General features: G+C 66.9%; 27 protein-coding genes. 14 read left to right on the forward strand and 13 right to left on the reverse strand.

Features of this window, described 5'->3' with window-relative positions; all coding sequences use genetic code 11:
* Window positions 1-10: 10 nt before the first annotated feature.
* The 3 genes from TY25_RS11945 to TY25_RS11955 form a co-directional block, all read right to left on the reverse strand.
* Window positions 11-970 carry an amino acid ABC transporter permease gene (locus TY25_RS11945; protein ID WP_042255979.1) on the reverse strand — a complete coding sequence of 320 codons (960 nt, stop codon included), beginning with the start codon at window positions 968-970 and terminating at the stop codon, window positions 11-13.
* Window positions 971-974: 4 nt separating this feature from the next.
* Window positions 975-1,835 carry an ABC transporter substrate-binding protein gene (locus tag TY25_RS11950; RefSeq protein ID WP_081868823.1) on the reverse strand — a complete coding sequence of 287 codons (861 nt, stop codon included), beginning with the start codon at window positions 1,833-1,835 and terminating at the stop codon, window positions 975-977.
* A gap of 182 nt (window positions 1,836-2,017) precedes the next feature.
* Window positions 2,018-3,112 carry an isocitrate/isopropylmalate dehydrogenase family protein gene (locus TY25_RS11955; RefSeq protein WP_042255981.1) on the reverse strand — a complete coding sequence of 365 codons (1,095 nt, stop codon included), beginning with the start codon at window positions 3,110-3,112 and terminating at the stop codon, window positions 2,018-2,020.
* A gap of 194 nt (window positions 3,113-3,306) precedes the next feature.
* Between TY25_RS11955 and trxA the strand changes: the two genes are divergently transcribed.
* Window positions 3,307-3,681: a thioredoxin gene (gene trxA, locus TY25_RS11960; protein WP_014983374.1), complete on the forward strand. Its 375-nt coding sequence runs from the start codon at window positions 3,307-3,309 to the stop codon at window positions 3,679-3,681.
* Between the two features lie 72 nt (window positions 3,682-3,753).
* On the opposite strand, the gene TY25_RS11965 is transcribed toward trxA, so the two are convergent.
* From TY25_RS11965 to TY25_RS11980, 4 genes are all read right to left on the reverse strand, one after another.
* Window positions 3,754-4,188, reverse strand: a complete 435-nt coding sequence (locus TY25_RS11965) for a 2-isopropylmalate synthase (protein ID WP_042255982.1) — start codon at window positions 4,186-4,188, stop codon at window positions 3,754-3,756.
* A gap of 475 nt (window positions 4,189-4,663) precedes the next feature.
* Window positions 4,664-5,158, reverse strand: coding sequence for a beta-class carbonic anhydrase (locus tag TY25_RS11970; protein ID WP_042255983.1), 495 nt, complete (start codon window positions 5,156-5,158; stop codon window positions 4,664-4,666).
* A 379-nt stretch (window positions 5,159-5,537) separates the two neighbouring features.
* Window positions 5,538-5,849, reverse strand: coding sequence for an alpha-amylase inhibitor (locus TY25_RS11975; protein ID WP_042255984.1), 312 nt, complete (start codon window positions 5,847-5,849; stop codon window positions 5,538-5,540).
* 23 nt (window positions 5,850-5,872) lie between these two features.
* The gene (locus TY25_RS11980) at window positions 5,873-6,211 is read right to left on the reverse strand and encodes a hypothetical protein (RefSeq protein WP_146154023.1); all 339 of its coding nucleotides are present in this window, start codon (window positions 6,209-6,211) and stop codon (window positions 5,873-5,875) included.
* Between the two features lie 329 nt (window positions 6,212-6,540).
* Between TY25_RS11980 and TY25_RS11985 the strand changes: the two genes are divergently transcribed.
* From TY25_RS11985 to TY25_RS11995, 3 genes are read left to right on the forward strand one after another with little or no spacing between them, the layout of a single operon-like run.
* Entirely contained in the window at window positions 6,541-7,230 is a 690-nt protein-coding gene (locus tag TY25_RS11985; protein WP_042255986.1) for a hypothetical protein, read from the forward strand.
* A gap of 55 nt (window positions 7,231-7,285) precedes the next feature.
* Window positions 7,286-8,188 carry an alpha/beta fold hydrolase gene (locus TY25_RS11990; RefSeq protein WP_042255987.1) on the forward strand — a complete coding sequence of 301 codons (903 nt, stop codon included), beginning with the start codon at window positions 7,286-7,288 and terminating at the stop codon, window positions 8,186-8,188.
* Between the two features lie 34 nt (window positions 8,189-8,222).
* Complete coding sequence (locus TY25_RS11995) at window positions 8,223-8,960, forward strand: MerR family transcriptional regulator (protein ID WP_042256161.1); 738 nt, start codon at window positions 8,223-8,225, stop codon at window positions 8,958-8,960.
* A gap of 8 nt (window positions 8,961-8,968) precedes the next feature.
* Here the strand turns inward: TY25_RS11995 and TY25_RS12000 are convergent, their stop codons facing one another.
* Entirely contained in the window at window positions 8,969-9,472 is a 504-nt protein-coding gene (locus tag TY25_RS12000) for an anthrone oxygenase family protein (protein ID WP_042255988.1), read from the reverse strand.
* Window positions 9,469-9,861: a nuclear transport factor 2-like protein gene (locus TY25_RS12005; protein WP_042255989.1), complete on the reverse strand. Its 393-nt coding sequence runs from the start codon at window positions 9,859-9,861 to the stop codon at window positions 9,469-9,471. The genes TY25_RS12000 and TY25_RS12005 overlap by 4 nt, the downstream gene beginning before the upstream one ends.
* A gap of 78 nt (window positions 9,862-9,939) precedes the next feature.
* Here TY25_RS12005 and TY25_RS12010 point away from each other — a divergent pair, with 78 nt between their 5' ends.
* The 3 genes from TY25_RS12010 to TY25_RS12020 all read left to right on the forward strand — a co-directional run bounded on the left by TY25_RS12010 (window position 9,940) and on the right by TY25_RS12020 (window position 12,015).
* Window positions 9,940-10,515: a TetR/AcrR family transcriptional regulator gene (locus TY25_RS12010; protein WP_042255990.1), complete on the forward strand. Its 576-nt coding sequence runs from the start codon at window positions 9,940-9,942 to the stop codon at window positions 10,513-10,515.
* Between the two features lie 123 nt (window positions 10,516-10,638).
* Window positions 10,639-11,124, forward strand: a complete 486-nt coding sequence (locus TY25_RS40460; RefSeq protein ID WP_052382937.1) for a hypothetical protein — start codon at window positions 10,639-10,641, stop codon at window positions 11,122-11,124.
* Window positions 11,125-11,367: 243 nt separating this feature from the next.
* Window positions 11,368-12,015 (forward strand): maleylpyruvate isomerase N-terminal domain-containing protein, encoded by a 648-nt coding sequence (locus TY25_RS12020; protein WP_042255991.1) that lies wholly within the window; start codon window positions 11,368-11,370, stop codon window positions 12,013-12,015.
* An 8-nt stretch (window positions 12,016-12,023) separates the two neighbouring features.
* On the opposite strand, the gene TY25_RS12025 is transcribed toward TY25_RS12020, so the two are convergent.
* Window positions 12,024-12,752, reverse strand: a complete 729-nt coding sequence (locus TY25_RS12025) for a hypothetical protein (protein WP_146154024.1) — start codon at window positions 12,750-12,752, stop codon at window positions 12,024-12,026.
* Window positions 12,753-13,030: 278 nt separating this feature from the next.
* Between TY25_RS12025 and TY25_RS12030 the strand changes: the two genes are divergently transcribed.
* From TY25_RS12030 to TY25_RS12045, 4 genes are all read left to right on the forward strand, one after another.
* Complete coding sequence (locus TY25_RS12030) at window positions 13,031-13,531, forward strand: hypothetical protein (RefSeq protein WP_042255993.1); 501 nt, start codon at window positions 13,031-13,033, stop codon at window positions 13,529-13,531.
* Window positions 13,532-13,543: 12 nt separating this feature from the next.
* Window positions 13,544-14,716, forward strand: a complete 1,173-nt coding sequence (locus TY25_RS12035) for a DUF6545 domain-containing protein (RefSeq protein WP_042255994.1) — start codon at window positions 13,544-13,546, stop codon at window positions 14,714-14,716.
* A 177-nt stretch (window positions 14,717-14,893) separates the two neighbouring features.
* Entirely contained in the window at window positions 14,894-15,148 is a 255-nt protein-coding gene (locus TY25_RS12040) for a hypothetical protein (protein WP_042255995.1), read from the forward strand.
* 180 nt (window positions 15,149-15,328) lie between these two features.
* The gene (locus tag TY25_RS12045; protein WP_042255996.1) at window positions 15,329-16,522 is read left to right on the forward strand and encodes an FAD-dependent monooxygenase; all 1,194 of its coding nucleotides are present in this window, start codon (window positions 15,329-15,331) and stop codon (window positions 16,520-16,522) included.
* A gap of 199 nt (window positions 16,523-16,721) precedes the next feature.
* Here TY25_RS12045 and TY25_RS12050 read toward each other — a convergent pair whose 3' ends face one another.
* Complete coding sequence (locus TY25_RS12050; RefSeq protein ID WP_226887424.1) at window positions 16,722-17,318, reverse strand: nucleotidyltransferase family protein; 597 nt, start codon at window positions 17,316-17,318, stop codon at window positions 16,722-16,724.
* Window positions 17,319-17,555: 237 nt separating this feature from the next.
* Here TY25_RS12050 and TY25_RS12055 point away from each other — a divergent pair, with 237 nt between their 5' ends.
* Window positions 17,556-18,350, forward strand: coding sequence for a phosphotransferase (locus TY25_RS12055; RefSeq protein ID WP_236639111.1), 795 nt, complete (start codon window positions 17,556-17,558; stop codon window positions 18,348-18,350).
* A 93-nt stretch (window positions 18,351-18,443) separates the two neighbouring features.
* Here the strand turns inward: TY25_RS12055 and TY25_RS40465 are convergent, their stop codons facing one another.
* The gene (locus TY25_RS40465) at window positions 18,444-20,651 is read right to left on the reverse strand and encodes a DUF4328 domain-containing protein (protein ID WP_162184199.1); all 2,208 of its coding nucleotides are present in this window, start codon (window positions 20,649-20,651) and stop codon (window positions 18,444-18,446) included.
* 201 nt (window positions 20,652-20,852) lie between these two features.
* Between TY25_RS40465 and aat the strand changes: the two genes are divergently transcribed.
* Both aat and TY25_RS12070 read left to right on the forward strand, forming a co-directional pair.
* A complete protein-coding gene (gene aat, locus TY25_RS12065) occupies window positions 20,853-21,590 on the forward strand; it encodes a leucyl/phenylalanyl-tRNA--protein transferase (RefSeq protein ID WP_201773657.1) in 738 nt (245 codons plus the stop codon).
* Window positions 21,591-21,863: 273 nt separating this feature from the next.
* On the forward strand, window positions 21,864-22,328 hold the full coding sequence (locus tag TY25_RS12070; protein ID WP_042255997.1) for a pyridoxamine 5'-phosphate oxidase family protein: 465 nt from the start codon (window positions 21,864-21,866) through the stop codon (window positions 22,326-22,328).
* A gap of 118 nt (window positions 22,329-22,446) precedes the next feature.
* Here TY25_RS12070 and TY25_RS12075 read toward each other — a convergent pair whose 3' ends face one another.
* The gene (locus TY25_RS12075) at window positions 22,447-23,289 is read right to left on the reverse strand and encodes a helix-turn-helix transcriptional regulator (protein ID WP_042255998.1); all 843 of its coding nucleotides are present in this window, start codon (window positions 23,287-23,289) and stop codon (window positions 22,447-22,449) included.
* Window positions 23,290-23,298 lie beyond the last annotated feature (9 nt).

Here is a 23,298-nt window from a genome sequence, read left to right on the forward strand (position 1 = left end):
TCGACGCTGCTCATTTCGCCTTCACAATCGTCTGGGCGTCGGCCAGCTCCTGCAACTGCTTACCGGTGAGCTGGCGGGACAGGCCGCGCGAGTAGTAGCGCTCCAGGTAGAACTGACCGACCATCAGCACGCTGGTGATCGCGAGATACCAGGTGGCAGTGACCAGCAGCAGCGGAATCGGCTGAAAGTTCACGCCGTAGATCTCGCGGGCCCGGCCGTAGAGGTCGGTGCTCAACGGCAACGCCGTGACCAGCGAGGTGGTCTTCAGCATGCCGATGAGCTCGTTGCCGGTCGGCGGGATGATCACCCGCATCGCCTGCGGCAGCACCGTCCGGCGCATGGTCTGGCTCCACGACATGCCCAGCGCGATCGACGCCTCGCGCTGGCCCTCACCGACGGAATTGATGCCGGCGCGGACGATTTCGGCCATGTAGGCGGCCTCGTTGAGGCCCAGGCCGATCACCGCGAAGGTGAAGGCGGCCTGCATGTTCTGCACGTTCAACTCGAACAGGTGCGGCCCCCACGGCACGCCGAGCACGATCGTCTTGTACAGCGAGGGGAACAGACCCCAGAACACCAACTGCACGAAAACCGGTGTGCCGCGGAAGATCCAGAGGTACACCCAGGCCGCCGAACGCAGCACCGGGTTCGGCGAGAGCCGCATCACCGCGAGCAGCGTGCCCAGCAGGACGGCGATCGCCATGGCGAGCACGGTCAATTCCAGGGTGACGACCGCGCCCTGCACGATCCGGCTGTCGAACAGGTACTTGCGGTAGGTCGACCATTGATACGCCTCGTTCGTCGCGGCACCGTAGACGAACAATCCGACCAGCACCAGGATGACCGCGGCGGCGATCCACCGGCCGGGCCTGCGTAGCGGAACCGCTTTGATCGGCTCCGGTTCCATGGTGTCCGCTGCCGCGCCGAGCCCGGGATCGCCGGGCACCGGCTTGGTTTCGTTCGAACTCATCGGGTCAGCTCGCGGCGCCGTTGACGACCGACTTGGTGATCGCGCCCTGCTCGACGCCCCAGTTCTTGGCGATCTCGAGGTACTTGCCGTTGTCGATCAGGCTCTGCACCGCCTTCTGCAGCACGCCGGCCAGCGGCGAACCCTTCGCGACCGCCCAGCCGTAGAGCGCTTCGCCGTAAGCCGTACCGGAGATCTCGATCTTGCCGTCGCTCTTCTGGATCGCGTACACCGTCACCGGCAGGTCCGCGGCCATGCCGTCGACCTGGCCGAGCACCAGCGCGTTGGTCGCGGCGCTCTGCTCCTCGAACGACTTGATGTCGATCGCGGGCTTGCCCTCCTCGACGCACTTCTTGCTCTTGGCCGGGAGTTCGTCGGTGTCCTGAATGGTGGTGGCCTGCACGGCGACCTTCTTGCCGCAGGCGTCGTCCGGATTGATCGGCTTGCCCTTTTGCTGGGCCCACTGGGTGCGCACGTTGAAGTAGGTCGTGAAGTCGACCTGCTGCTCGCGCTCCTTGGTGTCGGTGATCGAGGACATGCCGACGTCATAGGTGCCGGCCTGGATGGTCGGAATGATCTTCTCGAACGCGGACTCGAGGTACTCGGCCCGCACGCCCAGCGTGGCGGCGACGGCGTCCATCAGGTCGACGTCGTAGCCGACGATCTTGCCGCTCGGATCCTTGTACTCGTTCGGCTGATACGGAATGTTCACGCCGACGACGAGCTTGCCGGACTGCTTGATCTTGTCGGGGAGCTGCGCCGCGATCGAGTCGACCTTGTCGACCTTCACCTTGTCGACGGCGGGTCCGGAGTCTTCGGTATTACTACAGCCCGTCAGCACCAGTGCGCCTCCTGCGAGTACACACATCGCCTGCAGGGCACGCCTGCCAAGAACCGATCGAACAGACACAGCAGCCCTCCACATTTCGGATTCAAGAAACCCGGGTGTCACCACCCGTTGGCAATCTAAGCGACCGAGACGCTTCGTGCTGGACAGTAACGGAAGATTGATCCGTTCCGTGCTGAACACTCCGAGCTACAACACCATGACTACCGGCGGTGGACCCTAGCACAAACCTGTTCGGTGAACTCGCTCGTCGAGGCCAGTCCGCCCAGGTCGGCGGTGGCGATGCCGGCCTCGAAGGTGGCGGCGACGGCGCGTTCCACCCGCTCAGCGGCCTGTCCCAGCGTGCCGCTGTTACGACCGTCACGGTCCCGAGTTCCCAACCAGCGCAACAGCATTGCCGCCGAGAGTTGCAGCGCCGCCGGATTCGCGCGGTTGTGCCCGGCCAGCGCGGGCGCCGCGCCGTGCACCGCCTGCGCCATCGCGTGCGTGGCCGAGCAGTTCAGCGAGGCGGCCAGACCGAGCGAGCCGCTGAGCTCTCCGGCGAGGTCGGACAGGATGTCACCGAAGAGATTCTCGGTGACCAGAACGTCGTAATCGGCGGCGGCGCGCACCAGATGCGCGGCCGTCGCGTCGACGTGTTCGTCGTCGACCTCGACCCCCGGATAGGCGTGGGCAATTTCATAGCACACATCGCGGAACAGGCCCATCGTCATCGGCAACACGTTCGCCTTGTGCACAATGGTCAGTCGTTTGCGCCGAGTCGCGGCGAGCCGGAGGGCCTCGTGCGCAATCCGCTCACACGCCTGCCGGGTCACCACGCCGACCGCCATGGCGACATCCTCGGTGGCGCGGAACTCCCCGGAGCCGGCGAACATATTGCGATCGGCGTAGAAACCTTCGCTGTTCTCCCGGACGATCACCAGATCGATGGCGGGCGCGAGCGCGCGGACCCCGGCGAAGGCACGAGCCGGCCGGATGTTGGCGTACAGGCCGAACTGTTTCCGGATCGCGCCGCCCGGCGCCGCGCGATGCTGCGGCGGATAGGACGCGTTGTCGTGCGGGCCGAGAATCCAGCCGTCGACCTCGGCCAGCGCGTCGAGGGTCTGCCGCGGCAGCGGGTCTCCGTATTCCTCGATCGCCCGATGCCCCATGAGCAGCGGCACCCATTCGATCGGCGGCGCGCCCGCCGCCGCCACGGCCTCGTCGACGACCTGCCGGGCGGCCCGCACCACTTCCGGTCCGATGCCGTCGCCGTCGATCAGTCCGAGCCGTACCGGCCCGTTGGTTCGATCCGTCACCGTCTCATCCTCGCCTCGCCCGGCTCGGGTCCGCGCACCGCCCCATCACCCGCCCTCGGTGCCACCGTGATTTCCCGGCGACGGACGTGGGTATCCGGCGAGAGGACGGCGATTAGGGGCGGGCGCCCGTGCAGCCCATGGAAGATTAGAGCGACGGTCGGCGTTATAGCCGACATACCGAATGAGAGGACGTCATGGCCACCCAGACGCTGACCCAACAGAATTTCGAAGAGGTAGTCGCCGGAAACGACGTGGTACTCGTCGATTTCTGGGCTGAGTGGTGCGGCCCGTGCAAGAGCTTCGCGCCCACCTTCGAGGCCTCGTCCGAGAAGCACAGCGATGTTGTACACGGCAAGGTCGACACCGAGTCCGAGCAGGGGCTCGCGGCCGCCGCGAACATTCGCTCGATCCCGACCATCATGGCCTTCCGCGAGGGCGTGCTCGTGTTCGCACAGCCCGGCGCCCTGCCGCCCGCCGCGCTCGAAGACCTGGTCACCCAGGTGAAGGGTCTGGACATGGACGAGGTGCGCAAGCAGCTCGCCGAGCAGCAGGCTGGTGCCGAGCAGTAATTCGCTCGAACCGCCGACCGAACAGGGCCGTCCCTCCCCGCGGAGGGACGGCCCTGTTCTTGCCGGTAGGGCTCAGTGACCGAGCAGATTGACGCCCGCGATCATCGCGCGGACCGTCGACTCGGCACTGTCGTCGGCCAGGGCCGCGCTCCAGCCGCGCCGGCCGTTGTATTCGCACTGCACGAACGTCGCGGTGCCTTCCGGGGTGCGCCGCTGATGGAACTGCAGGATCTCGACCGGGTAGCCCTCGTCGTAGAGGGCCGAGGTCATCGCCGCGACCGGGCTGCCGGAGGCGATGACGGTACGCAGGTGGTCGGTGAACTCCAGTGTCGCAGTGAATTCCGCGCCCCGGCTGCCCGCGGGCGACCAGTCGCCGAGCCGGATCGGCCCGGTGTGTTCGCAGTAGCGATCGTGGAATTGCGCCGGGGTGAGGCCGATGCTTTCGGCGCGCAGGCCCCTGGGCGCGGCGGACTGGAACGTGTCTGTATCAAGCGTGAGGATGGTCATTGAAAGTTAGGTCTTCCCGAAGAATGTCGTGGCTCAGTTGACAGAGGGGACCAGCAAGTAAAAGTCTTCAGCCCGCAGCGAGGGGGCCGGTCCGAATCAGACCCCGCTACGGCGGGGTACTACGAGAAGTCGCCGCCGCGCCACCATCGCGGTGAGCGGAATTAGCACGGCGCTGTCGCGGTCTGCGACGTTGAGCGCTGCGCTGTGGCGGTCGGCGGGATTCGGCACGCGATCGAGGATAGGGACATCGCGGCGCGATCGCAACCATATTCGGCGCCCGTTTTGTCTACCCGCCGGTAGCGTTCACGCAGCTCAGGCGTGTTCCGCGCCGCCACGCCGGATATCCGGGTGCGACGCGGCTCATGTTCGCCCACCCGTCACGTAGCCGACACTTTCAGCGGCGTGTCGTGTCGCGCGCGGCGAAAAACGAAAAATCCGGGCCCAGGGGCCCGGATTTCGTGTGGCGCGCAGCCGGTCAGTCGGCGAGCACCTCGTTCAACTTGCCGGTCGCGACATCGAAGATGAAACCGCGGATGGAGTCCTTGTGCACGACGAACGGACTCGCGACGATACGCGCGATCGATTGGCGCACATCGGTTTCCAGATCACCGAATGCCTCGGCCGCCCATTCGGGCTTGATGCCGGTGTCCTGCTGGATCGACGCCTTGAAGTCGTCGTCGGTGAAAGTCAGCATGCCGCAGTCGGTGTGGTGGATCAGGATGATCTCGCGGGTGCCGAGCAGGCGCTGGCTGATCGCCAGCGAGCGGATCTCGTCGGCGGTGATGACGCCGCCCGCGTTCCGGATCACATGCGACTCGCCCTCCTGGATGCCCAGTGCGCCATAGACATTCAGTCTGGCGTCCATGCACGCGACCACCGCGACCTGCTTGGCGGGCGGCAACGGCAGTGGTCCGGTGAAGGTGCTCGCGTAGACGGCGTTGTTCTGCAGATACTCGTCGGTCACGGTCATTGGGTGGTCCCCTGCGCTAGGTATGCACGGCTGCTTATATGTGGCGTGGCCCACGATAGGTAGCAGCGCCGCAGAGCGGACCGGTCGCGCTCACCGTGATTCGTTTACTGGCGCGCCGAGAGCGACACGGACTCGCCTCACATTGCGCCGAGGCGGTCGAACTGTGACGGCCGCCACCTTGATCCGAGCCCGCTCGCTCCTTGCCCGAGACGGAGGTTCGTCCGTGGTCGAGCAGTCCGGGAAGGGCGGACAGCTCGAGGATAGCCATAACCCTCGTGCGCGGGGCGGCGACAGCGCTGGTGGCCCGCGGGCCGGCCGGGGTGACTCGTCCGGTGCCCCGACGTCGCCCCGACCTCGACGCCGAGTCACCGCAACGTTCTCAGCACGGAACGGCTTGCCACGTCCTGTCGATGTAGTTGGAGAAGAGCCCGACCGTCTCCCCCGGCACGATCCAGTGGCACGAGGTGTCCTTGTTGAGCGTGTACAGGTGGACCTTCACTCGAATGTTCTTCGAGCAGTCGTTGCGGACGAAGTAGGCCCACTGGGAACCGGAGTTGGCGGGCCCCTCCACCCCGACTCCGCAACGGCCTGGATCCGCCTGGACCGTCGCCGGGACCGCGATCGCGGAAAGGCCGGCAATCGCCGTGGCCGCAGCCGCTGCCACCGCGACGCGCTGGAAAAGAAATGTCATGTCAGTTCCTCGTCGAATTGCTGTCAGCAGCCCAGCGGCTGCCAGGTGCGGTCACCCACCGGATCCCAGAATGTGGCCGTATCGTGGGCGCCGACCCATTTACAGGTCTGCCCGTTTCCGGCTTGCGCGTCCCGCCCCAGCGTGTACTGATAGACGCGAAATTTCGCGCCCACCGAGCAGTTGTTACGCATGAGATAGATGAAACTCGGCACCTGCTTTCCGGTATCGATGCTGCTCGAGACCGACACGCCGCAGCGCCCGGGATCAGCACCCGAGGTCGCCGCCGGGAACCCGAGGGTGATCGCGGAAGCCGCGAGCACCGTGAGCGCCATACCGAGACGCCTATATTTGGCAACGTTCATTATTTCCCCTCCTTTGTGGATCAAAGACAAATCGGAACGACGCATTCGCATTGATTCGTCCGACATACCGTAACGCCGATCAGTTCGCCCGTGTGCTGAAAAGCGCACCGTGGCACCGATACTCAGCACTTGGCAGTCGGCCTGCCAACAATCGATATCTGCTGCCAGCAGAACTCGCCATTCTCTCGACTGGACGCTCGACGACGCAGACCGCGCGATCCCCCGTTCTTCCGTGCCACTGGAATCGAGGGCACGAGGGGAGGTTTGGGGGCGTCGTAGGCTTGGGGGGTCTGCAGCGTGGGTCCGCTGCGGATGCGGGGAGGTGGGCGGTGCAGATCACCGAGTTCAGTGTTTTCGGGCTGCGGTCTGCGATCATCGACCTGCGGGTGCGGGGAAATCCGTTGACCATTCGGCTGTTTCCGATGGTGCATATCGGCCGGCGCGAGTTCTATCTGACGGTGGCCGAGCAGCTGCGCGCCTGCGATGTGATCGTGTCCGAGGGCGCCGACACGCCCAGTTCCACCGGTCGCGCGATCATCCTCGCCATGCGCCTGACCTTGCAACGTGCGGCGCGCACGCTGGTGTACCAGGACATCGACCATGCCGCGCTCGGTGTGCCGGTGGTCTGGCCCGAGAGCAACTCCCGTGGCAGACAGCGGATGCCGTTCCTGTCATTTCTCGACATGCTGCTGCTGACCCCCTACTACGTGGTGGTGATGGCGCTCGGCGGTCGAGGGTGGTTGCTGCGCAACACATTCGAGGTCCACGACAACACCGAGGTGCGCCTCCGGCTGATGAACAAGACCTTCCTGCACGACCGTGACAAGGCCCTGATCGCCGCGCTGACGAAGCTGCACGCCGAGCGTCACGACCGCGCCGAGGTGATCGCCGTCGTGTACGGCGCGGCGCACATGCCCGCCGTGATCACGGCCATGCACACCGCCTTCGGCTATCGCGCGGTGGGCGCCGACTGGTTGACGGTCTTCGAAGCGGCCGTGCCGTACCGCCCGGTCGACTGACGCACCGGCGAGCGCCTTGACCCTGACGCAACGTCAGGGTTGCAGGCTTGTTCCCATGACCAACCGCACCTCCCCGACCCGACCTGCTCCGCCGATCGGCGAGTTCCAAGACATCGACGGCCGCCACCTCTTCGTGCACCGGTCGGGCAGCGGCGGACCGGCCGTCGTGTTCCTGCCGGGTGCCAGCGCGGTCGGATTGGACTATTTCACGGTGCAGCAACAGGTTTCGCAGTTCACCACGTCCGTGCTGTATGACCGCGGCGGCACCGGCTACAGCGATCCGCTACCGCTGCCGCGCACCGCCGCCGCGGTGGCCACCGAACTGCGGGCGCTGCTGCGCGCTCAAACCATCACCGCACCCTATGTTTTCGCGGCGCATTCGCTCGGTGGCGCCTATGCGTATCGATTCGCGCAGTTGTTCCCACAGGAGGTCGCCGGATTGGTGTGGCTGGACGCCTTTCATCACGACTGGGACGAGTTCATGCCGCCCGCAATGAGTCTGGCCGCCACCGAACGAGCCGCACCCGATCCGGCGCACCTCGACCGACTCCGCCCGGCCTTGCACGAGATGAACGCCGAGCTGCTGGCCGACTACCCGGCCCACCTGCGGGACCCGCTGCTCGAGGCGAAGACGAGCGACGAATGGCTCCGCTTCGGCCTCGCCGAGCGCACCGCGCTGACCGGGCTAGCCACCGAACTGCGGGCCGGACCGCCGCTGCCGGACGTCCCGGTGATCGCGCTGACCGTGCTGGGCACCGATCCCACCCAGCCGTTGCCGTGGGCGGAGGTGAACGCCGCCAAGACGCGCATGGACGCTGCCCTGGTGCACTCGGTCTCGCACGGGGAACAGCGCATCCTCACCGACACCTTCCACCACCGGCTGTGCTTCGATCGCCCCGATGCCGTGCTCCGGGCGGTCCGTGACGTGCTCGACCGGGTGGCTCGCCGCGCCCGCTAGACTCGGCACCGCGTCCCGCGAATCCAGGAGGCAGGTGCTGACGATCGGCCAACTGGCGGCCACCGCCGGTGTCACCGTGCGCACCGTGCGCCACTACCACCAGATCGGCTTGCTGCCCGAGCCCGAGCGGGACGGCTCCGGCTATCGCCGTTACCGTCCGCAAGCGGTGGTGGATCTGATCCGGATCAGGACCCTCGCCGATGCCGGTGTGCCATTGGCGCGGATCGATGCGCTGCTGCACGCGCCACCGGCCGAATTCGCCTCGGCCATCATCGATATCGATCTGGCGTTGCAGCGCAAGGTCGACGAGTTGACCGAATACCGCCGCCGTATCGCCGGATTGACGGGCGGGGAAAGGCTCGTTCTGCCACCCGAGGTGGTCGACATCCTGGACCGGATGCGCCGCCTCGGGATCAGCGAACAGCGGGTCCGGCTCGAACGCGACTCGTGGATCTTGATGCAGGCCCTCGACCCCGGCATGCTGCCGCGGCGGGTCCAGGAGAAGAACGCCGGTCTCGACGATTCCGAGACCGTGCGCCTCTACCTCGCCACCGATCAAGCGGCCGAGTGGGATCCGCACGACCCCCGCCTGGACCGGCTCATCGATGACCTGGATGCCTGGGCGATCAAACACGAACAGGACACCGGGCAGCCCGGCTACCTGAAGCTGGTGACCACCCAGATCTCCGAGGCGGCGCCGGCATGGCAGCGCGTGCTCGAGGTGTTGGCGCACCGGACCGCGCTGCGGCGAAACGCCCCGCTCGACAGCTGAATACGACGCTATTGCGGGCTGTCGACCATGGTGCGTGTCACGGACTCCTCCCGCGGCCGCAGGACCAGCACGATGATCACGACGAACGCGGCGAGGGCGGTGCCGGTGCGCAGACAGTGGAAGAAGTCCCAGCGGGTGAGGATCGAAAGATGTTCGGCCGGTGCGCCTTCCACCGCCCAGCGGTTGATCTGATGATTGATCGGCACGTTCCCCAGCCGGGTGACGAGGAACGATCCCACGACCAGCGCGCCCGCCCCGGCGGCGAGTGTTCGCGCCCGGCCACGCAGCAGCACCGCCAAACCGAAGCAGCTCAATGCGGCAGCGGCCATGGTGATCTGCATACTGACGCTGTTGTTCTTCATCAGTTCGGTGTGGAAATCCAGCCGCATCTGCAACGGCACCCGATGGAAGGTCGGCGCGAGATTGGCTGCGCCGTAACCGAATGCACCGGCCAGCAGCCCGGTGGCGAGCAGTGCCAGCGACCGCACGGAACGCAAGACGGAGTCACTCATGCGGCCGGCACCGTCCGGGTGAGTTGTTCGGCCCGGCGCAGCCTGCCGTCGGGCGCGAACTCGCCGAACATGAAGACTTCGGTGGTGACGAGATCAGCCTTGCGCATCTGCGCATGGATGGTCATCCGGGCGGCGAACCGCGCGCCGTCCGACACCGCCTCGTGGACTTCGAAACGATAGTGGCGCAGGTTCTTTCGCACCGGCCGGATATGCGCGACCAAACGGTCGCGGTCGAGCCGGACGCCGTCGGCGACCTGCACGATGTCGCGCGTGTGGAAACGATCGACCACCTCGGCGGGATCGTTGTCCGGATCCACCGCCGCGGCGGTGTAGGCGGTGAAGAAGTCGGTGAGGAGTTGTTCGGGCTTGCGAGTCGGTGCGGGGTTCATGGCACTCCAGCCGTTAGAATTCTTACAACGCTGTAAAGGCTAGATCAGCAGGATCAACTTTGACAAGGATGTAAGATTTTGACCGAGGCGAGGGCGAAACGGCGCGCGGACGCCGAACGCAGCAGGGCCGACATCCTGGCGGCCGCGACTCGTCTACTCGCCGACCGTCCGGAGGTCGGCTTGGCGGCCATCGCCGCCGCGGCCGGGGTCACCCGCCAGACGGTGTACGCACACTTCGCCTCACGAGAAGAACTGTTGCACGCGGTCATCGATCACACGACCACGCGCGCCATCGCCGCCATGGACGCCGCGGACCTCGACAGCGGTACCGCGACAGCGGCACTCCTGCGCATGCTGGACGTCGGCTGGCAGTTCTTCCAGAAGTCCCCCGGTCCCGAACTCCTCGGCGCGTTCGCGCCCCAGCGCGACCGCGAGCGCCACGTCCCCGTCGAAGACCGGCTCCTGAAACTCATCCGGCGCGGACACCGCACCGGTGAATTCGACCGCACCGCCACCCCGGAATGGCTGGTCGCGGCCATCATCGCGGTGAGCCACGCGGCGGGCGAGCAGGTCCGCAACGACCGCATGACGCTGGACCGAGCCCAAGAGACGTTGCGCCACACCGTACTTCGGCTCGTGCGCGCAGAGGGATAGGCACAGACGTCTCCGCGGCCGCAGCGGCCGAGCAGCATGACGTGCCGGCCTGTGACCCGCGGCGGTCAGCACCCTGAGGCCACTCGATATAACTGGTGACCAGCGTGCTGCTACCTTCCGAGCATGCAGGAGGGACCCGAAAACGACGATCCCAGGAGTGCCGCCGTCCACGCGCTGGCGACCCTGGCTCGCAGCAGCGACGTCCGCGATCGCGCCGACGCCGGACACGCCCTGGCCGCCTTCGCCGAAAGGGCCGAAGCACGGGCGGTTTTGGCGGTCCTGCTCCTCGATCAGGACAACACGTTCGTCACCCTGACGACAGCCGAAGCGCTCCTGCGCCGCAAAGATGCCGCTGGTCTCACCGCGGTGGCCGCCGCCTTCGCCACGGCCGACGACACGCAATCCGAATGGCTGGGTACCGCCGTCCACGACGTCTACGGCGTGTACGCCGATGACCGGGACACCGCCGTCGATCTCTGTACACCGCTCACCAATCATCAGGATCCGCGAATACGTTCCGGTGCAACCGAACTGATGGCCACGCTGCGCTCCGTCACACCGATACTGCATCCCGCGAAGGATGCTCCGCCGCCCGCGGCGAGGTCGTGAGAGCTGCGGCCGGTTACGGACTTCGCTACGGCGGACCGCTGGTACACCCAACTGCTCGGACCCGCAGCAGATTCCGGGGTGCCGCCAGACATCGAGGCGATGTGACAGTGGCGTGCTACCGCCTTCGTCTACGTCGTGGCCTGTTTCGAGCACGCTGGTCGGGCCCTGGTGCGGCGAGTGCGCTGTCGGCGGTGGCCGGAATCGGTTCGCGCTGACCCGGGCGGAATTCAGTAGGGTTCGAGCATGCCCCCACCGACCGATTCCCGCTCCCCCGTCACCCCGGACGATCTCGACCTTGCCGTGCGGTTGTCCGTGGACGTGCTGCGCGCGGTGCCGCAGACCGCATGGGACGAGCAGGCCGGAACGCTGGAGTGGAGCCGCTGGGAAACCGTCGAACATCTCGGCGACGACTTCTTCGCGTACGCCGTGCAGATGGGGCCCAGCACTCCGCCGTCGGCCGGTCACGTACCCTTCGCCGCGACGCGCCGGCGAGCGGGTGGCCCGGCCAATTCCGTACACGCCGACCGTGATTCCGGGCCTGCGGGCCTGTTGCAAACCTTGGAGGCGAACGGCGCACTCCTGAGTGCCATGGTGCGGATGAAGCCGCCGCAGACCCGCGCCTTCCACGTCTACGGTGTCTCGGATCCGGAAGGGTTCGCCGCCATGGGCATCGTCGAGGCTCTGGTGCACACCCACGACCTCATCCAGGGCCTCGATCTCCCCTGGAACCCGCCCGCCGACCTGTGCGAGCGAGTCCTCACCCGCCTGTTCCCGGATGCCCCGACCGACACGGAACCGTGGACCACGCTGCTGTGGGCCACCGGGCGGGCCGACCTGCCGGGTCTCCCGGCCCTGACGAAATGGCGCTGGGACGGCACACCGCGCGATTGACCGCGAGTTCATTCCTCCGGCGGTACTTGCGGAAGTTGTTGCACACCAGGCAGATACCTGGGCTCCGGGCGGTCCCCGGACAAGTAGTCGCGGTAGGCAGTCAGATAGGCGGCCAGCTCGGCTCGATCGGCGAACACGACTCCGGTCGGGTCGCACCATTCGTCCGGCGTGGTCCCCCGCTCGATGATGTAGTCGAGTGCGTCGCGCACCCGCGACCCGTAGGCCGGACTTGCGGCGATGTTGTCCCGCACGCCTGCCGCGAAGCGCCCCATCATGTCGGCGCACGCCGCGTAGTGCACGTACACGATCGGCCACAGCAGCTTGTCGATCTGCGGAATATCGTTCCACCACAGGTTTTTCGTGCGCAAGGTGTCGCTGGCCCGCATCGGCGTGGGCGGTTCGACGGACTGGGTGTCGAGTTCACGTAACCGGTCGAAGTCGGGCGAGCGCCAGCTGCCCCCGGTCTCGAGATTCTTCGGCGGGAACCAGACGCCGCGCCACACCGGAACACCGAGCGCGTACGGCCGCACCGGAAGCGGCTCGGCCAGGGAGATGTCGGCGATCACGCGACGGACCGGCGGCAGCGGGCGGCCGTCGTAGACCAGATCCGCCGCCATCGACAAACAGTCCCGCTCGTCGAACCCAGTGACGCCGACGCCTGCACGCAGCTGCGTGAACACCGAATCAGGTGGATCGGGCAGCTCGAACTCGATCCAGAACCGCCGCACCATGGCCACACCAGTCCCTTCCGCAGCCGCCGCCCCGATGATTCCAGCCGCACCCGGGCCGCACCACCCGATATGCGCGACTGGACACGTGATCACCAGGTATGTGAACAGATACCTTCCATCTATTACCGAGATGGTTGCGGTACCCGCGACGCTGCGCGCGATCGGCACGCGCACGGATCGATTGCGGCCCCGGCCGGCGATCTCGCCGCAATCGGCCACTTCCGGCAGTCGGACGGCAGCACGCGACGCTGGACACCTGAACCGTCGACGGCAAAGATGGCTGCATGTTCCGACGCGCCGGTGTCGACCCCGCGGTCGAGCAAGTACGACAACTGGCGGCTTCGCTGGAGGTGCCGCGGCCGTGGCAGCTGGCGACATTCGTGGCGCACGTGGCGGAACGGGTGGGCAAGCCGATTCTGATTGTTCCGCAACAGGATCTGACCACAGGCGGATTTCCGTGCGGACTCGTCGTCGAACGCGCCGACGATATCGTCATCGCCTACGACGCGGCCAGCACCGGCTATCACACCGACCACATCGTGATGCACGAGATCGCCCACCTGTTGCTCGACCACGCCGGATTCGTCGCGCCGGGCTCGCGGCACCGGACCCTCGCCGCGCTGTTCCCCGATTTGGCACTCGACAGCGTGCTGCGGGTGCTGGCCCGCAGCGACTACGACGATGTCGACGAGAGCCAGGCCGAATTGTTCGCGTCCATGCTGATGTCCGACGTGGATGTCGAACGGCCACGTTCGGTGCTCGGCCGCTTGCTTTTTCAACGCTGAGTACCCCGCGCGATGCTCACCTCGACGCTGCCCACCGCGGTAACGCTGCCCACCGTGATCGCGGCCTGCCTGTTGCTTGCCGGTCGCCTGGTCGGGCTGCTCAGCACCGAACTCGACCGGCACGTCACCATCGCGTTCGGCTGCCTCGTCGCCACGGCGACCACCCGGGAACCGACGCTGTGTCGGCTGCTCAGCGAGCTGTCCGGCGGCCGGCTCTCCGAGCGATTGATCCTCGAACTCGGAGTGATCGGTTTCAATGTCGGCTATGCGGCCGGGCTGTTGATCGGGGTGGCGCTGCTGCATCGTCCGCGATCGCCGCTCGTCTACTACGGGCTCGCCGTCGTATTCAGTGCGGCGGCGCTGTGTTTCAGCGCAGTCGGCGGCGGTGCCGGCACGATCTTCGAGCGCACCGGTTGGGCACAGTTCGGCTACTGGCTGTGCACCGCGCCGATCGGCACCGCGATGGCGGTCATCGTCATCCGGGCCGCGGGCGCCGAACTGCGTAATCAGGTCGAACGCCGGGACGCGGCAATGTATGTGGCGATTCTGCTCGCGGGCGTCGCGGTGCTCGTGCGCATCGGTGCGACCATCGCCGCGTCAGCCGTCCGGATCACCGTGCCGCACAACTCCTTCACCGATATCCAGGCCGGAATAGATCGCGACGGCGTGTTTTTCGTTCTCGTGCTGTGCATGGGATTGACGCTGATCGCCATCATCGCGGCGGCCCGCAGCCGGATGGGTGTGGACGATTTGACCCGGCACCGAAAAGCGCTGCGGCCCCTCTGGCGTGAGCTGACCACCGCGTGTCCGGAGATCGTGCATCACAGCCCGGTGCCGCACGGCGCCCAGCCCAACCGATACCTGCTGCACCGCACCGTCATCGAGATCCGGGACAGCATGCTGGACCTGGCCCGTTACGCGACACCGCATCCGCCCGAGGTCGCCGCGGCCATTTCGAGGGCCGCCCCGACCAGCCCTGCCTACGACGCATTGGATCGCGCCGTCCTGCTCGTGCGCGCCCGCGACGCCAAAGCGCAAGGCGCGGCACCGACCGGACACCGCTACTTCACCGTCTCGGCCGCCGACAGCCTCCTCGACGAGGTCACCGAATTGACCGCGCTCGGTCGGCAGTGGAACGTCGCCGAGGGCATCGCCGCCCGGGTGGCGCAGCCGAGCACCCGGTAGCGCATCATCCGGCGCATCAGACCTGCTGTGTGCCAGCGTATTCGAGCGCTGGGCGGGCGGTTACACCGGGGTGACGCCGCGATTACGCGCACTTCCTAGTCTCGACGGTGGCCCGGCCAGCCGGTCGCGGTTCGGACACCGACGACGATCCGTCGTCCTTCCCGAGCGGGAGTTTCGATGAGCTTGTTCACTGTTCGCCGCGGTTTCACGGCCGCGGCAATCGCCGGAGCAGCCGTGGCTGTCACGCTGACCGGTCCCGCACTCGCCTATGCCGAGGCCACCTTTGTCGTGCATCCGGGCATCATGCTGGCGGCCGGTCCCGGCGACCCCGGCATGGGGCAGGGTGGTCCGGGCGACCCGGGCATGGGCGAGGGCGGTGGCCCGGGCAATCCCGGCACCGGCGGCTCCGGCGAACCCGGCATGGGACGCTAGCGGGCAGGTTTTCAGCGCCCGCACGAGCGGTCGCCGGGAATGTCCCCAGCCCCGATGAATTTCGCGACGACCCGCCGTCGATACCTTCGACACACCGACAATGGTGGGCCTGCGCCGGGACCCTCCCAGCGCGGTGAGAACGATCCGGACTGATCCGGGCCGGCGCGAAGGGTCTTCGGCGTGAGTGGAATCAAGGTTTTGGTGGCGGGTGCGAGCATCGCGGGCCCCGCGGTGGCGCACTGGCTGCGCAGGCGAGGCGCCGACGTGACCGTGGTGGAGCGGGCGCCCGAGCTGCGTCCCGGCGGGCAGGCGGTGGACGCGCGCGGCGTGACCAGGGAGGTCATCCGGCGGATGGGCCTGGACGCGGCGGTGCGCGCGGCCCGCACCGAGACCGCAGGCGCGCACACCGTCGACGCGGACGGAAACGTGCTGGAGACCTTCCGCGCCGACGACGACGGCGGCGACGGATACATCGCGGAAATCGAGATCCTGCGCGGCGACCTGTCGCAGGTGCTCTACGACGACACCCGCGACGAGGTCGAATACCTCTTCAGCGACCGGATCGCCGAACTCACCCAGGACGCGGACGGCGTCGACGTGAGCTTCGCGGGCGGCGACCGGCGGCGCTTCGACCTCGTGGTCGGGGCCGACGGGCTGCATTCGGCGTTGCGCGCGATGGTCTTCGGGCCGCACGAGCAGTTCATCCGGCACCTCGGACACGTGCTGGCCTTCTACAGCGTGCCCAACGAATTCGGGCTGGACCGCTGGCTGCTCGACTATCAGGAACCCGGTCGCTCCGCGATGCTGCGGCCCATCCAGGACGCCACCCGCGCGATGGCCATGTTCTCTTTCGCCGCAGTCGATTTCGACGTCGACCATCGCGACGTCGCGGCGCAGAAGCGGCTGCTGCGCGAGCGGATGACCGGCCTGGGCTGGTCGACCCCGCGCATCCTCGCCCACCTCGACGACACCCCCGACTTCTATCTCGACCAAGTCGCCCAGGTGGTGATGGACCGCTGGTCGAACGGACGGGTGGTACTGCTCGGCGACGCCGCCTTCAGCTCGTCCCCGATGTCCGGACAGGGCACCGGCCTCGCCCTGATCGGCGCCTACGTGCTGGCCGGCGAACTCGCCGCCGCCGACTGGAACCCCCAGCTCGGTTTCGCCGCCTACGAGCAGCGGATGCGTTCGTTCGTCGAAGCCAACCAGGAAATCGGTCGCCTGCACGCCCGAACCCGCGCCCTCCCCGAACCCACCCCCGAACCCACCCCCGACTTCACCGGCGAATGGTTCACCGCCCTGATCGACCGCGCCCTCAACCTCGACCTCCCCGCCTACCCAGAGGTCCCCTCGATCCCCTCCACCACCCCCTAGCTCTTCAAACGCCCTTGCGCGATTGATATTTCAAGCGCCGGTCGCGTAATAGAAGGCACCGGCGGCCCGCACAAGCAGATATGCACAGAACATGGATCGGCGCTGCCCCGATGACAGTCCACCGCCGACCGGCTCGGCCACGGGATCACCGTGGCCTCGTACGACGGCAGTGCCTCCAGCTAGACGGCAGTGCCTCCGGCTATTCGACGGGATCGCACCAGGGCAGCGCGGTCAGCTCGGGCCACGCCGCGGTCCATCTGGCCACCTTGGCGTCATAGACGTGCCGCGGCGCCTGCCGCGGATTGGGTCGCAAAATCATCTCGAATGCATCGGCAAGCCCGAAGGGCGCGAACACCTTCCACTCGCCTGACCCCGTGACCCGCACTCCGATACCGCAAGTCGTGGTAGGGAACGAGGTGATCGCGTCCTCCGCGCTCGTATACGGAGCGCACGGGAGACCGAAATGCTCCTCGTACCACAGGTGCACGCGCGCTTCGTTGCGGATCTCCACCGGCACGTCCCCGAATATCGCCCGCCCAGCCCTGATCGCCTCGGCCTCCCACGACAGGTCCGACGAGTCGTAATAGATCAGGTCATAATCTCTGATCCCATAAGCACCGTCCCGACCGGTTACATGATTCCAAATAGTCTGTGCGACAGCGCCCGCCGCCAACCACCACCCCGGCAGCTGCAGCTCCCGGGCGCCTTCCAGCACACTGACCATGACGGGATTGGTCGCGAGCACGTCGGGGAGCGCCGCGAGTTGCTCATCGAGGGGAAGACGTCCGATCCGCACCACCCTTGTCTATCAAGGCGCACCGACATCAAGTGTGCCGAATCCGAAGGGATGGCAGCCGAATCACCGTCGGTCTCTCGGCGTCGTCCGAGATTTCGCGATCGCAGTACTGTGACTTCGTATGACCGGCAACGAGATCGAGGTTTCCGCTGAGCTGGTGCGTGCGTTGTTGCGGGAGCAGCATCCGGATCTGGCGGGGCTTGCGATTCGGGAGGTGGTGGGGGTTGGGGGAATCAGATGTGGCGGCTCGGCGACGAGTTGGTGGTGCGGATGCAGCGCATGGACCCCACCCCGGAGCTTCAGCTGAAGGAGCGACGGTGGCTGCCGGTGCTGGCTCCGCGCTTGCCGCTGCCGGTGCCGGTGCCGGTGCGGTTCGGTGCGCCGTCTGAGCGTTTTCCCAAGCATTGGACGGTGATGACCTGGGTGCCCGGCGAGCCACTGGATCACGCCTCGATCAGCCGGGGCATCGACTCGGCGGACACCCTGGCAGGTTTCCTGCGGGCACTCCATGTGCCGGCGCCCGCCGAAGCGCCGACCGCCGAGGACCGCGGCGCGCACCCCAGGATTTACACGGACGGCTTCGAGAACCTCCTCCAGTCCGTTGCTCTGGACGACAGAGCAGCCGACGTCCGGGACGTCTGGGCCGACGCAGCCGCAGCCCCGGCGTGGGCGGGCCCGCCGGTGTGGGTGCACGGCGACCTGCATCCCGCCAACGTCGTGGTGTCGAACGGAACCCTCTCGGGCATAGTCGATTTCGGTGACATGTTCGCCGGCGATCCAGCATGGGACCTCGCCGCCGCGTGGGTCCTGCTACCAGCAGGCACAGCCACCCGGTTCTTCGACACCTACGCGAACGCGGACGAGTCAGCAATCCGGCGCGCCCGCGGACTCGCCGCAATGAAAAGCCTCTTCCTGATCCTCATGGGACAGAACGGAGATCGCGGTCTCCCCGGGGGCAAACCGCACTGGGGCCCCGCAGGCCGTGCAGCCCTAGAACGCGTTCTGCAGGGATCGCCGAAACTGCGCGCCTGACACCAACACTCGCGGAAAGTTCCGCCATACGGACAAGCCTGAGCACGAAAGCTCCTGCCGCACTACATATTCGCCCATCAGGCGGGCTGGTTACTAAAGGGGTGCGGAGCGCCACCATTCGACATGCTCGTTTTCGCGGTCCGGCGGCGCCTCGGAGTAGATGTGGCAGGAGTTGCGGGGTGGGTTATCGAAGGAGAGGACGATTTTGGGGTCTTGGAAGCCGTACTCCTGGCGGCGGAGAGTTACGGTTCCCGCGGGGCGCTGAAATCGCTCTATCAGAGTGTCGCCCCCGTACTGGCTCATGTCCTTGCCGTGCGGGAAGCAGTAGAGGTCGAAGGTCGGAGCGAAGGTCGAGCTGTTCGAGCATCGAATCGTGGCGTAGTTGTGCCTGTCGATCGTGCAGGTGATGCCTCGGTACCCGTCGGTCGAGGTCGGCGTTGCCGGGATGAGCCGCGGAAACAGATCCGCTGCCGGTTGCAGGTCGCCCCAAGGGCGGGGTGGCCCGATCGGGCTGAACGTTGCGGGTGTCCGGGTGGCGGTGTCGGCGGATCGAACGGTTTCCTCGGGGCTGGTGATCGCCACGACTGCGACAACAACGGCGATGACAACCAGGATCGCCGCGATGGCGACGATCGCGATCGTGAGGATGCGGTCACCGCTACCGGGGCCGGACTGGGCGGGCCAATCAGCCGATGCGGGAAGGGATTTCGTCGTTCCGAGCTGGCCGAGGAGTTGTGCTGCGGTGAGCCGAGCATCGGTTTGCCCGGTGAGGCAGCCGGTGAGGAGGATGCGCAGCCCGGTTTCGGGGATGCCGGCCAGATCGGGCGGCTGAGTTGTCACGCGGTGCAGAAGTGTTGCGGCGTCCGTGTCACCGAACGGAGGCCGGCCGGTGAGCGCGTAGGCGAGCACACCGCCCAGCGAGAACACATCGGACGCGGGTCCGGCCGGTTCGCCGATGAGTTGTTCCGGAGCGGTGAACGCCGACGGCTGGGGGTGTGCCGTGGGGAGGCCGAGATCGACCAGCCGGGGTCCAGTTTCGGTGATGATCACCGAATTGGGCGTCACCGCACCATGTGTGAGACCGGCACCGTGGATGGCCGAAAGAGCATGGGCGAGACCGACGGCGATGTGCTGGACCGCCGCCGACCGTAACGGCCCGCGCCCGGTCACCAGGTCATGTAGCGAGGGGCCAGTGATGTATTCGGTTGCTATCCACGGACTCTGAGCCTCCGCGTCCGCGTCGAGCACCGCCGGGGTGAAGTCGCTGTGCACGGTTCGAGCGACGGCGAAGACACGAGCGACCTCGGCGCGGTCGCTGCTACCCATTCCGCGATCCAGGTGCACGGTGCGGATGAGGACGTTCGCCAGATCTCCCGCACGGCCCAGGAAGACGTCGCCGCGGGAGTCTGCACCGAGCCGGCCGATCAGCGTGTACGGGCCGAGCGACGACGGGTCGATGTCCCGCAACGGTAGCGTGCGCGGAGCCGACTCCACGACCGGCACTGAGCCTGAAGCTGATTGGGGTGTCGCACGCGCGGGCGCTGTCCGCGGTTGAACAGTCGCCGGAGCCCAACCAGTGCCGGGATGGTGAGCGCGGGGAGCTTGCTGCCGACGTTGGACCTGGATGATCACAGCTCCCAGACAGATAGCAGGCACCGCCAGCACACCCGCGCGGATGAATTCCACTGCAATCAAACCGAACCCGCCGACGGGAGCGGACCCGTATATGACGTAGTCACCGGTCCGTTCCACCCGCGAAGACGGAATGCCCAAGATCAGGGCCACGAATCCGAGCACCCACCCGAGCAGCAAGAACAACCACCACGCGGTGACCAACGCGCTGCCGGGACGGCCACGCAGATCCGGTGCGTCCGATGGCGTCCGCGGGTCGCTCGCCCGCCACACATCCGACATGATCATGTGCGGGAACCACAAATTGACGACAGGGCAGAACCAACCGCCGATCACCCAGCCGTTGGCGAGCCGATGCCGTGCCGTGCACAGCGCTTCGGCATTGCGACGCGCCTGCCACAACCAGCTGATGACCACGATTCCCGCGCCGAGCTGCAGCAGTTGCGCGAGGATGCCGGGCCAGGTGTAGGACTCCCACTCCGTGCGTGTGCCTCCACGCTGCCCCCAGCTTTCCTCGAAGTCCGCGAGGAGTCTCCAGTCGGCGATCGCGCTGACGAACATCATGACCACAACCGCGGCGACCAGGCCGATCGCCCAGCCCCCGAGCGCTCCGATCGGACGGACGTTCCTTCCGCCGCGCGCGAGCGCAACGTCCCACCCCACTGACATCGTCCAAATCCCTTCGGTTCCAACGGCGCAAGATACCGCCCGTGGCAACGGCCCCATGACATCATGTCGCACCGGACCACAACGGCAAACCTTCGATCATGCGTCAGGTCACAGACCGCTGATCTCTTCCACGAAGTGCTCGCCAACCGTGCCACCCATGACACCCGAATCGACTGAACCAAGGTCGGTAAGGTCGGTCCGGTGAGCGACGCCGGCGACCTGATGCGGATGTATCTGGTGGATCCAGATCAGCCTTTTCCGTCTGTCGAGCTCGCGGATTCGTCCGGGCTGGTCGCATTCGGCGGGGACCTGTCGACGGAGCGGTTGTTGGACGCCTATTCGGCGGGCATCTTTCCCTGGTACAACCCCGGCGAAACGATCCACTGGTACTGCCCGGATCCGCGAAGCATTCTGATACCGACCGACCTGCGGGTGAGCCGGTCGTATCGCCGATCGGTCGCCGGCGCCGACTACGCGGTGACCATGGATCGCGCCTTCGCCGAGGTGATGTCGCAGTGCGCCGGCCCGCGGGACAAGGAGGCCGGAACCTGGATCGGCTCCGATATGCAGGCGGCCTACCTGCGACTGCACCACCTCGGTCACGCGCACTCGGTCGAGGTGTGGCGCGACGGCGAACTGGTCGGCGGCCTCTATGGGGTTGCCCGCGGCCGTTCGTTCGCCGGCGAATCCATGTTCTCCCGCGCCCGCGACACCTCCAAGGTCGCGCTGTATTGGTTGTGCGCCCAACTGACGGCCTGGGATTTCCCCCTCATCGACTGCCAGGTCGCTTCCAGCCACCTCACCTCGCTCGGCGCGATCGACCTCTCCCGCACGGACTACCTGCGCCTGCACACCCAGGCCGCCGCCCGACCCGGCCGCGTCGGCCCCTGGCAGTTCGACATCCCAGTCCCCCACTCCCCCAAGCATTTACCGACGTAAGCGAGCACTGGCGAGCGGTCCGCCTTACGCGATGCCACGATCGCCGATCGTGACGACGAAGGTGTCTTCCCGATCGTTGGTGCGGCTCGGAATGAGTTCGTCGGCCGAGCCGACCCGCGATGTCGCCGACGGTCATTTCGAATACACGGCCGGAGCGAGCGTGCCCTGTGGCGGGGAAGAAGGGGAGTTCGATGTAGACGCGGTCGGTCAACGGTCGTGGCGGCTCGTCCCAGACCTTGACAGGCCGAGTCGGTAAGCGGAAACTAACCGTTAGTGGAAACTTACGAACCTCCGCGCAGCCTCGATCAGCGCCGTGCGGACGCGCTGAAACGACTCGGTACCTCTCATCAAATGTGGCTGGCCACCGCAGGCGAAGGCCACGGCCCGCACCTCATCCCGGTTGCCTACACCTGGAACACCGATACCCTCACCACGGCCACGTTCGAGCGCAGTCGCACCGTTGCCAACTTGCAAACGACGCCGCGGGCCAGAGTCGCCATCGGTGACACCGCCGACGTGATCATGATCGAGGCCACCGCATCGCTCATACCCGTCGATGCGATCGACGCGACCGCCGCCGACGAATATGCCCGGGTGTCACACGACCCGCGCACCATGCCGGGTTTCGTCTACATCCGACTCGCTCCACAACGCATCCAGGTATGGAACGGCTTCCACGAGTTCACCGGGCGCACTGTTATGGCAGACGGCCGATGGCTCGACCGTCCGATCGACTAGAGCCCGCACCGAACGGTGGACGTGCCGCCCGTGCAGACGCGGTCCGGTCAAGCGCCATGCCCTACGTTTCCGGATATGTGGGGCGAGAGTCACGTGGTTTCGACTGACGCCTTTCGAGCTAGGTGTCGACGGTGCGCGCGTGGTGTGTGGTGGCGTGGACGCTGCTCAGTAGTGCGAGGGCGTGGGCGCTGGGCGTGGCAGGTTCGGCGTGGTAGATGACCAGTTGCTGGCCGGGCGCGCTGCGCACGTCGAATGCCTGGTAGGTGAGGGTGAGGGGGCCGACGTCGGGGTGTAGGAGGTGTTTGGGTTCGCGAGTCTTGCCGCGGACCTGGTGGGTGTCCCACAAGGCGCGGAAGTGCGCGCTGCCCTCACTGAGTTCGGCCACCAAACACCGCAGCGCGGGGTCGTGGGGGTTGCGGCCCGCGGCTACGCGCAGATTGGCCACGGTGGCCTGTGCCGTCCAGTCCCAGCGGGCGTAGAACTGCTGTCCGGCGGGGTCGAGGAAGGTCATGCGGGCGAGGTTGTCCACCGTGCGGAACGGGGAGAACAGGGCGTCGGCAAGGGTGTTGGTGGCCAGTACGTCCAGGATGGGGTTGAGCACGAAGGCGGGGGTGTGCGAGTAGCCGTCCATGAGTTGGCGCAGGTCGGGGCTCACGGTCTGGGGTACCGGCGTGGGTGTGCTGTCCGGTGTGGCGCCGGCCAGCCGGTACAGGTGCTCGCGGGCATCGGAGTCGAGATCCAGTGCGCGGCACAGGGCGTCGAGCACCTGCGGTGACGGGTGGGTCTCGCGGCCCTGTTCCAGGCGGGTGTAATAGTCGACGTTCATCCCGGCGAGCACGGCGACTTCTTCGCGGCGGAGTCCGGCCACCTTGCGTCGTCCGGAGTAGAGCACGCCCGCGTCTCCGGGTGCCCGTTGTGCGCGGCGCGCTCGTAGGAACGCACCCAGCTCACCACTGACCATGGCCTCAGG

Origin of the sequence: Nocardia brasiliensis NBRC 14402 (assembly GCF_000308475.2) — a bacterium.
In the GTDB taxonomy this organism is placed as follows: Bacteria; Actinomycetota; Actinomycetes; order Mycobacteriales; family Mycobacteriaceae; genus Nocardia; species Nocardia brasiliensis.

Coding starts and splice junctions, on each gene's coding strand:
- TY25_RS12000 (WP_042255988.1), bottom strand. CDS start 9,472: ATGAGTGACTCCGTCTTGCGTTCCGTGCGGTCGCTGGCACTGCTCGCC.
- TY25_RS12075 (WP_042255998.1), bottom strand. CDS start 23,289: ATGGTCAGTGGTGAGCTGGGTGCGTTCCTACGAGCGCGCCGCGCACAA.
- TY25_RS11980 (WP_146154023.1), bottom strand. CDS start 6,211: ATGAACGTTGCCAAATATAGGCGTCTCGGTATGGCGCTCACGGTGCTC.
- TY25_RS12020 (WP_042255991.1), top strand. CDS start 11,368: ATGCCCCCACCGACCGATTCCCGCTCCCCCGTCACCCCGGACGATCTC.
- TY25_RS40465 (WP_162184199.1), bottom strand. CDS start 20,651: ATGTCAGTGGGGTGGGACGTTGCGCTCGCGCGCGGCGGAAGGAACGTC.
- TY25_RS12055 (WP_236639111.1), top strand. CDS start 17,556: ATGTGGCGGCTCGGCGACGAGTTGGTGGTGCGGATGCAGCGCATGGAC.
- TY25_RS40460 (WP_052382937.1), top strand. CDS start 10,639: ATGCAGGAGGGACCCGAAAACGACGATCCCAGGAGTGCCGCCGTCCAC.
- TY25_RS11945 (WP_042255979.1), bottom strand. CDS start 970: ATGAGTTCGAACGAAACCAAGCCGGTGCCCGGCGATCCCGGGCTCGGC.
- TY25_RS11965 (WP_042255982.1), bottom strand. CDS start 4,188: ATGACCATCCTCACGCTTGATACAGACACGTTCCAGTCCGCCGCGCCC.
- TY25_RS12040 (WP_042255995.1), top strand. CDS start 14,894: ATGAGCTTGTTCACTGTTCGCCGCGGTTTCACGGCCGCGGCAATCGCC.
- TY25_RS12030 (WP_042255993.1), top strand. CDS start 13,031: ATGTTCCGACGCGCCGGTGTCGACCCCGCGGTCGAGCAAGTACGACAA.
- TY25_RS11990 (WP_042255987.1), top strand. CDS start 7,286: ATGACCAACCGCACCTCCCCGACCCGACCTGCTCCGCCGATCGGCGAG.
- TY25_RS11950 (WP_081868823.1), bottom strand. CDS start 1,835: ATGTGTGTACTCGCAGGAGGCGCACTGGTGCTGACGGGCTGTAGTAAT.
- TY25_RS11975 (WP_042255984.1), bottom strand. CDS start 5,849: ATGACATTTCTTTTCCAGCGCGTCGCGGTGGCAGCGGCTGCGGCCACG.
- TY25_RS11970 (WP_042255983.1), bottom strand. CDS start 5,158: ATGACCGTGACCGACGAGTATCTGCAGAACAACGCCGTCTACGCGAGC.
- trxA (WP_014983374.1), top strand. CDS start 3,307: ATGGCCACCCAGACGCTGACCCAACAGAATTTCGAAGAGGTAGTCGCC.
- TY25_RS12035 (WP_042255994.1), top strand. CDS start 13,544: ATGCTCACCTCGACGCTGCCCACCGCGGTAACGCTGCCCACCGTGATC.
- TY25_RS12005 (WP_042255989.1), bottom strand. CDS start 9,861: ATGAACCCCGCACCGACTCGCAAGCCCGAACAACTCCTCACCGACTTC.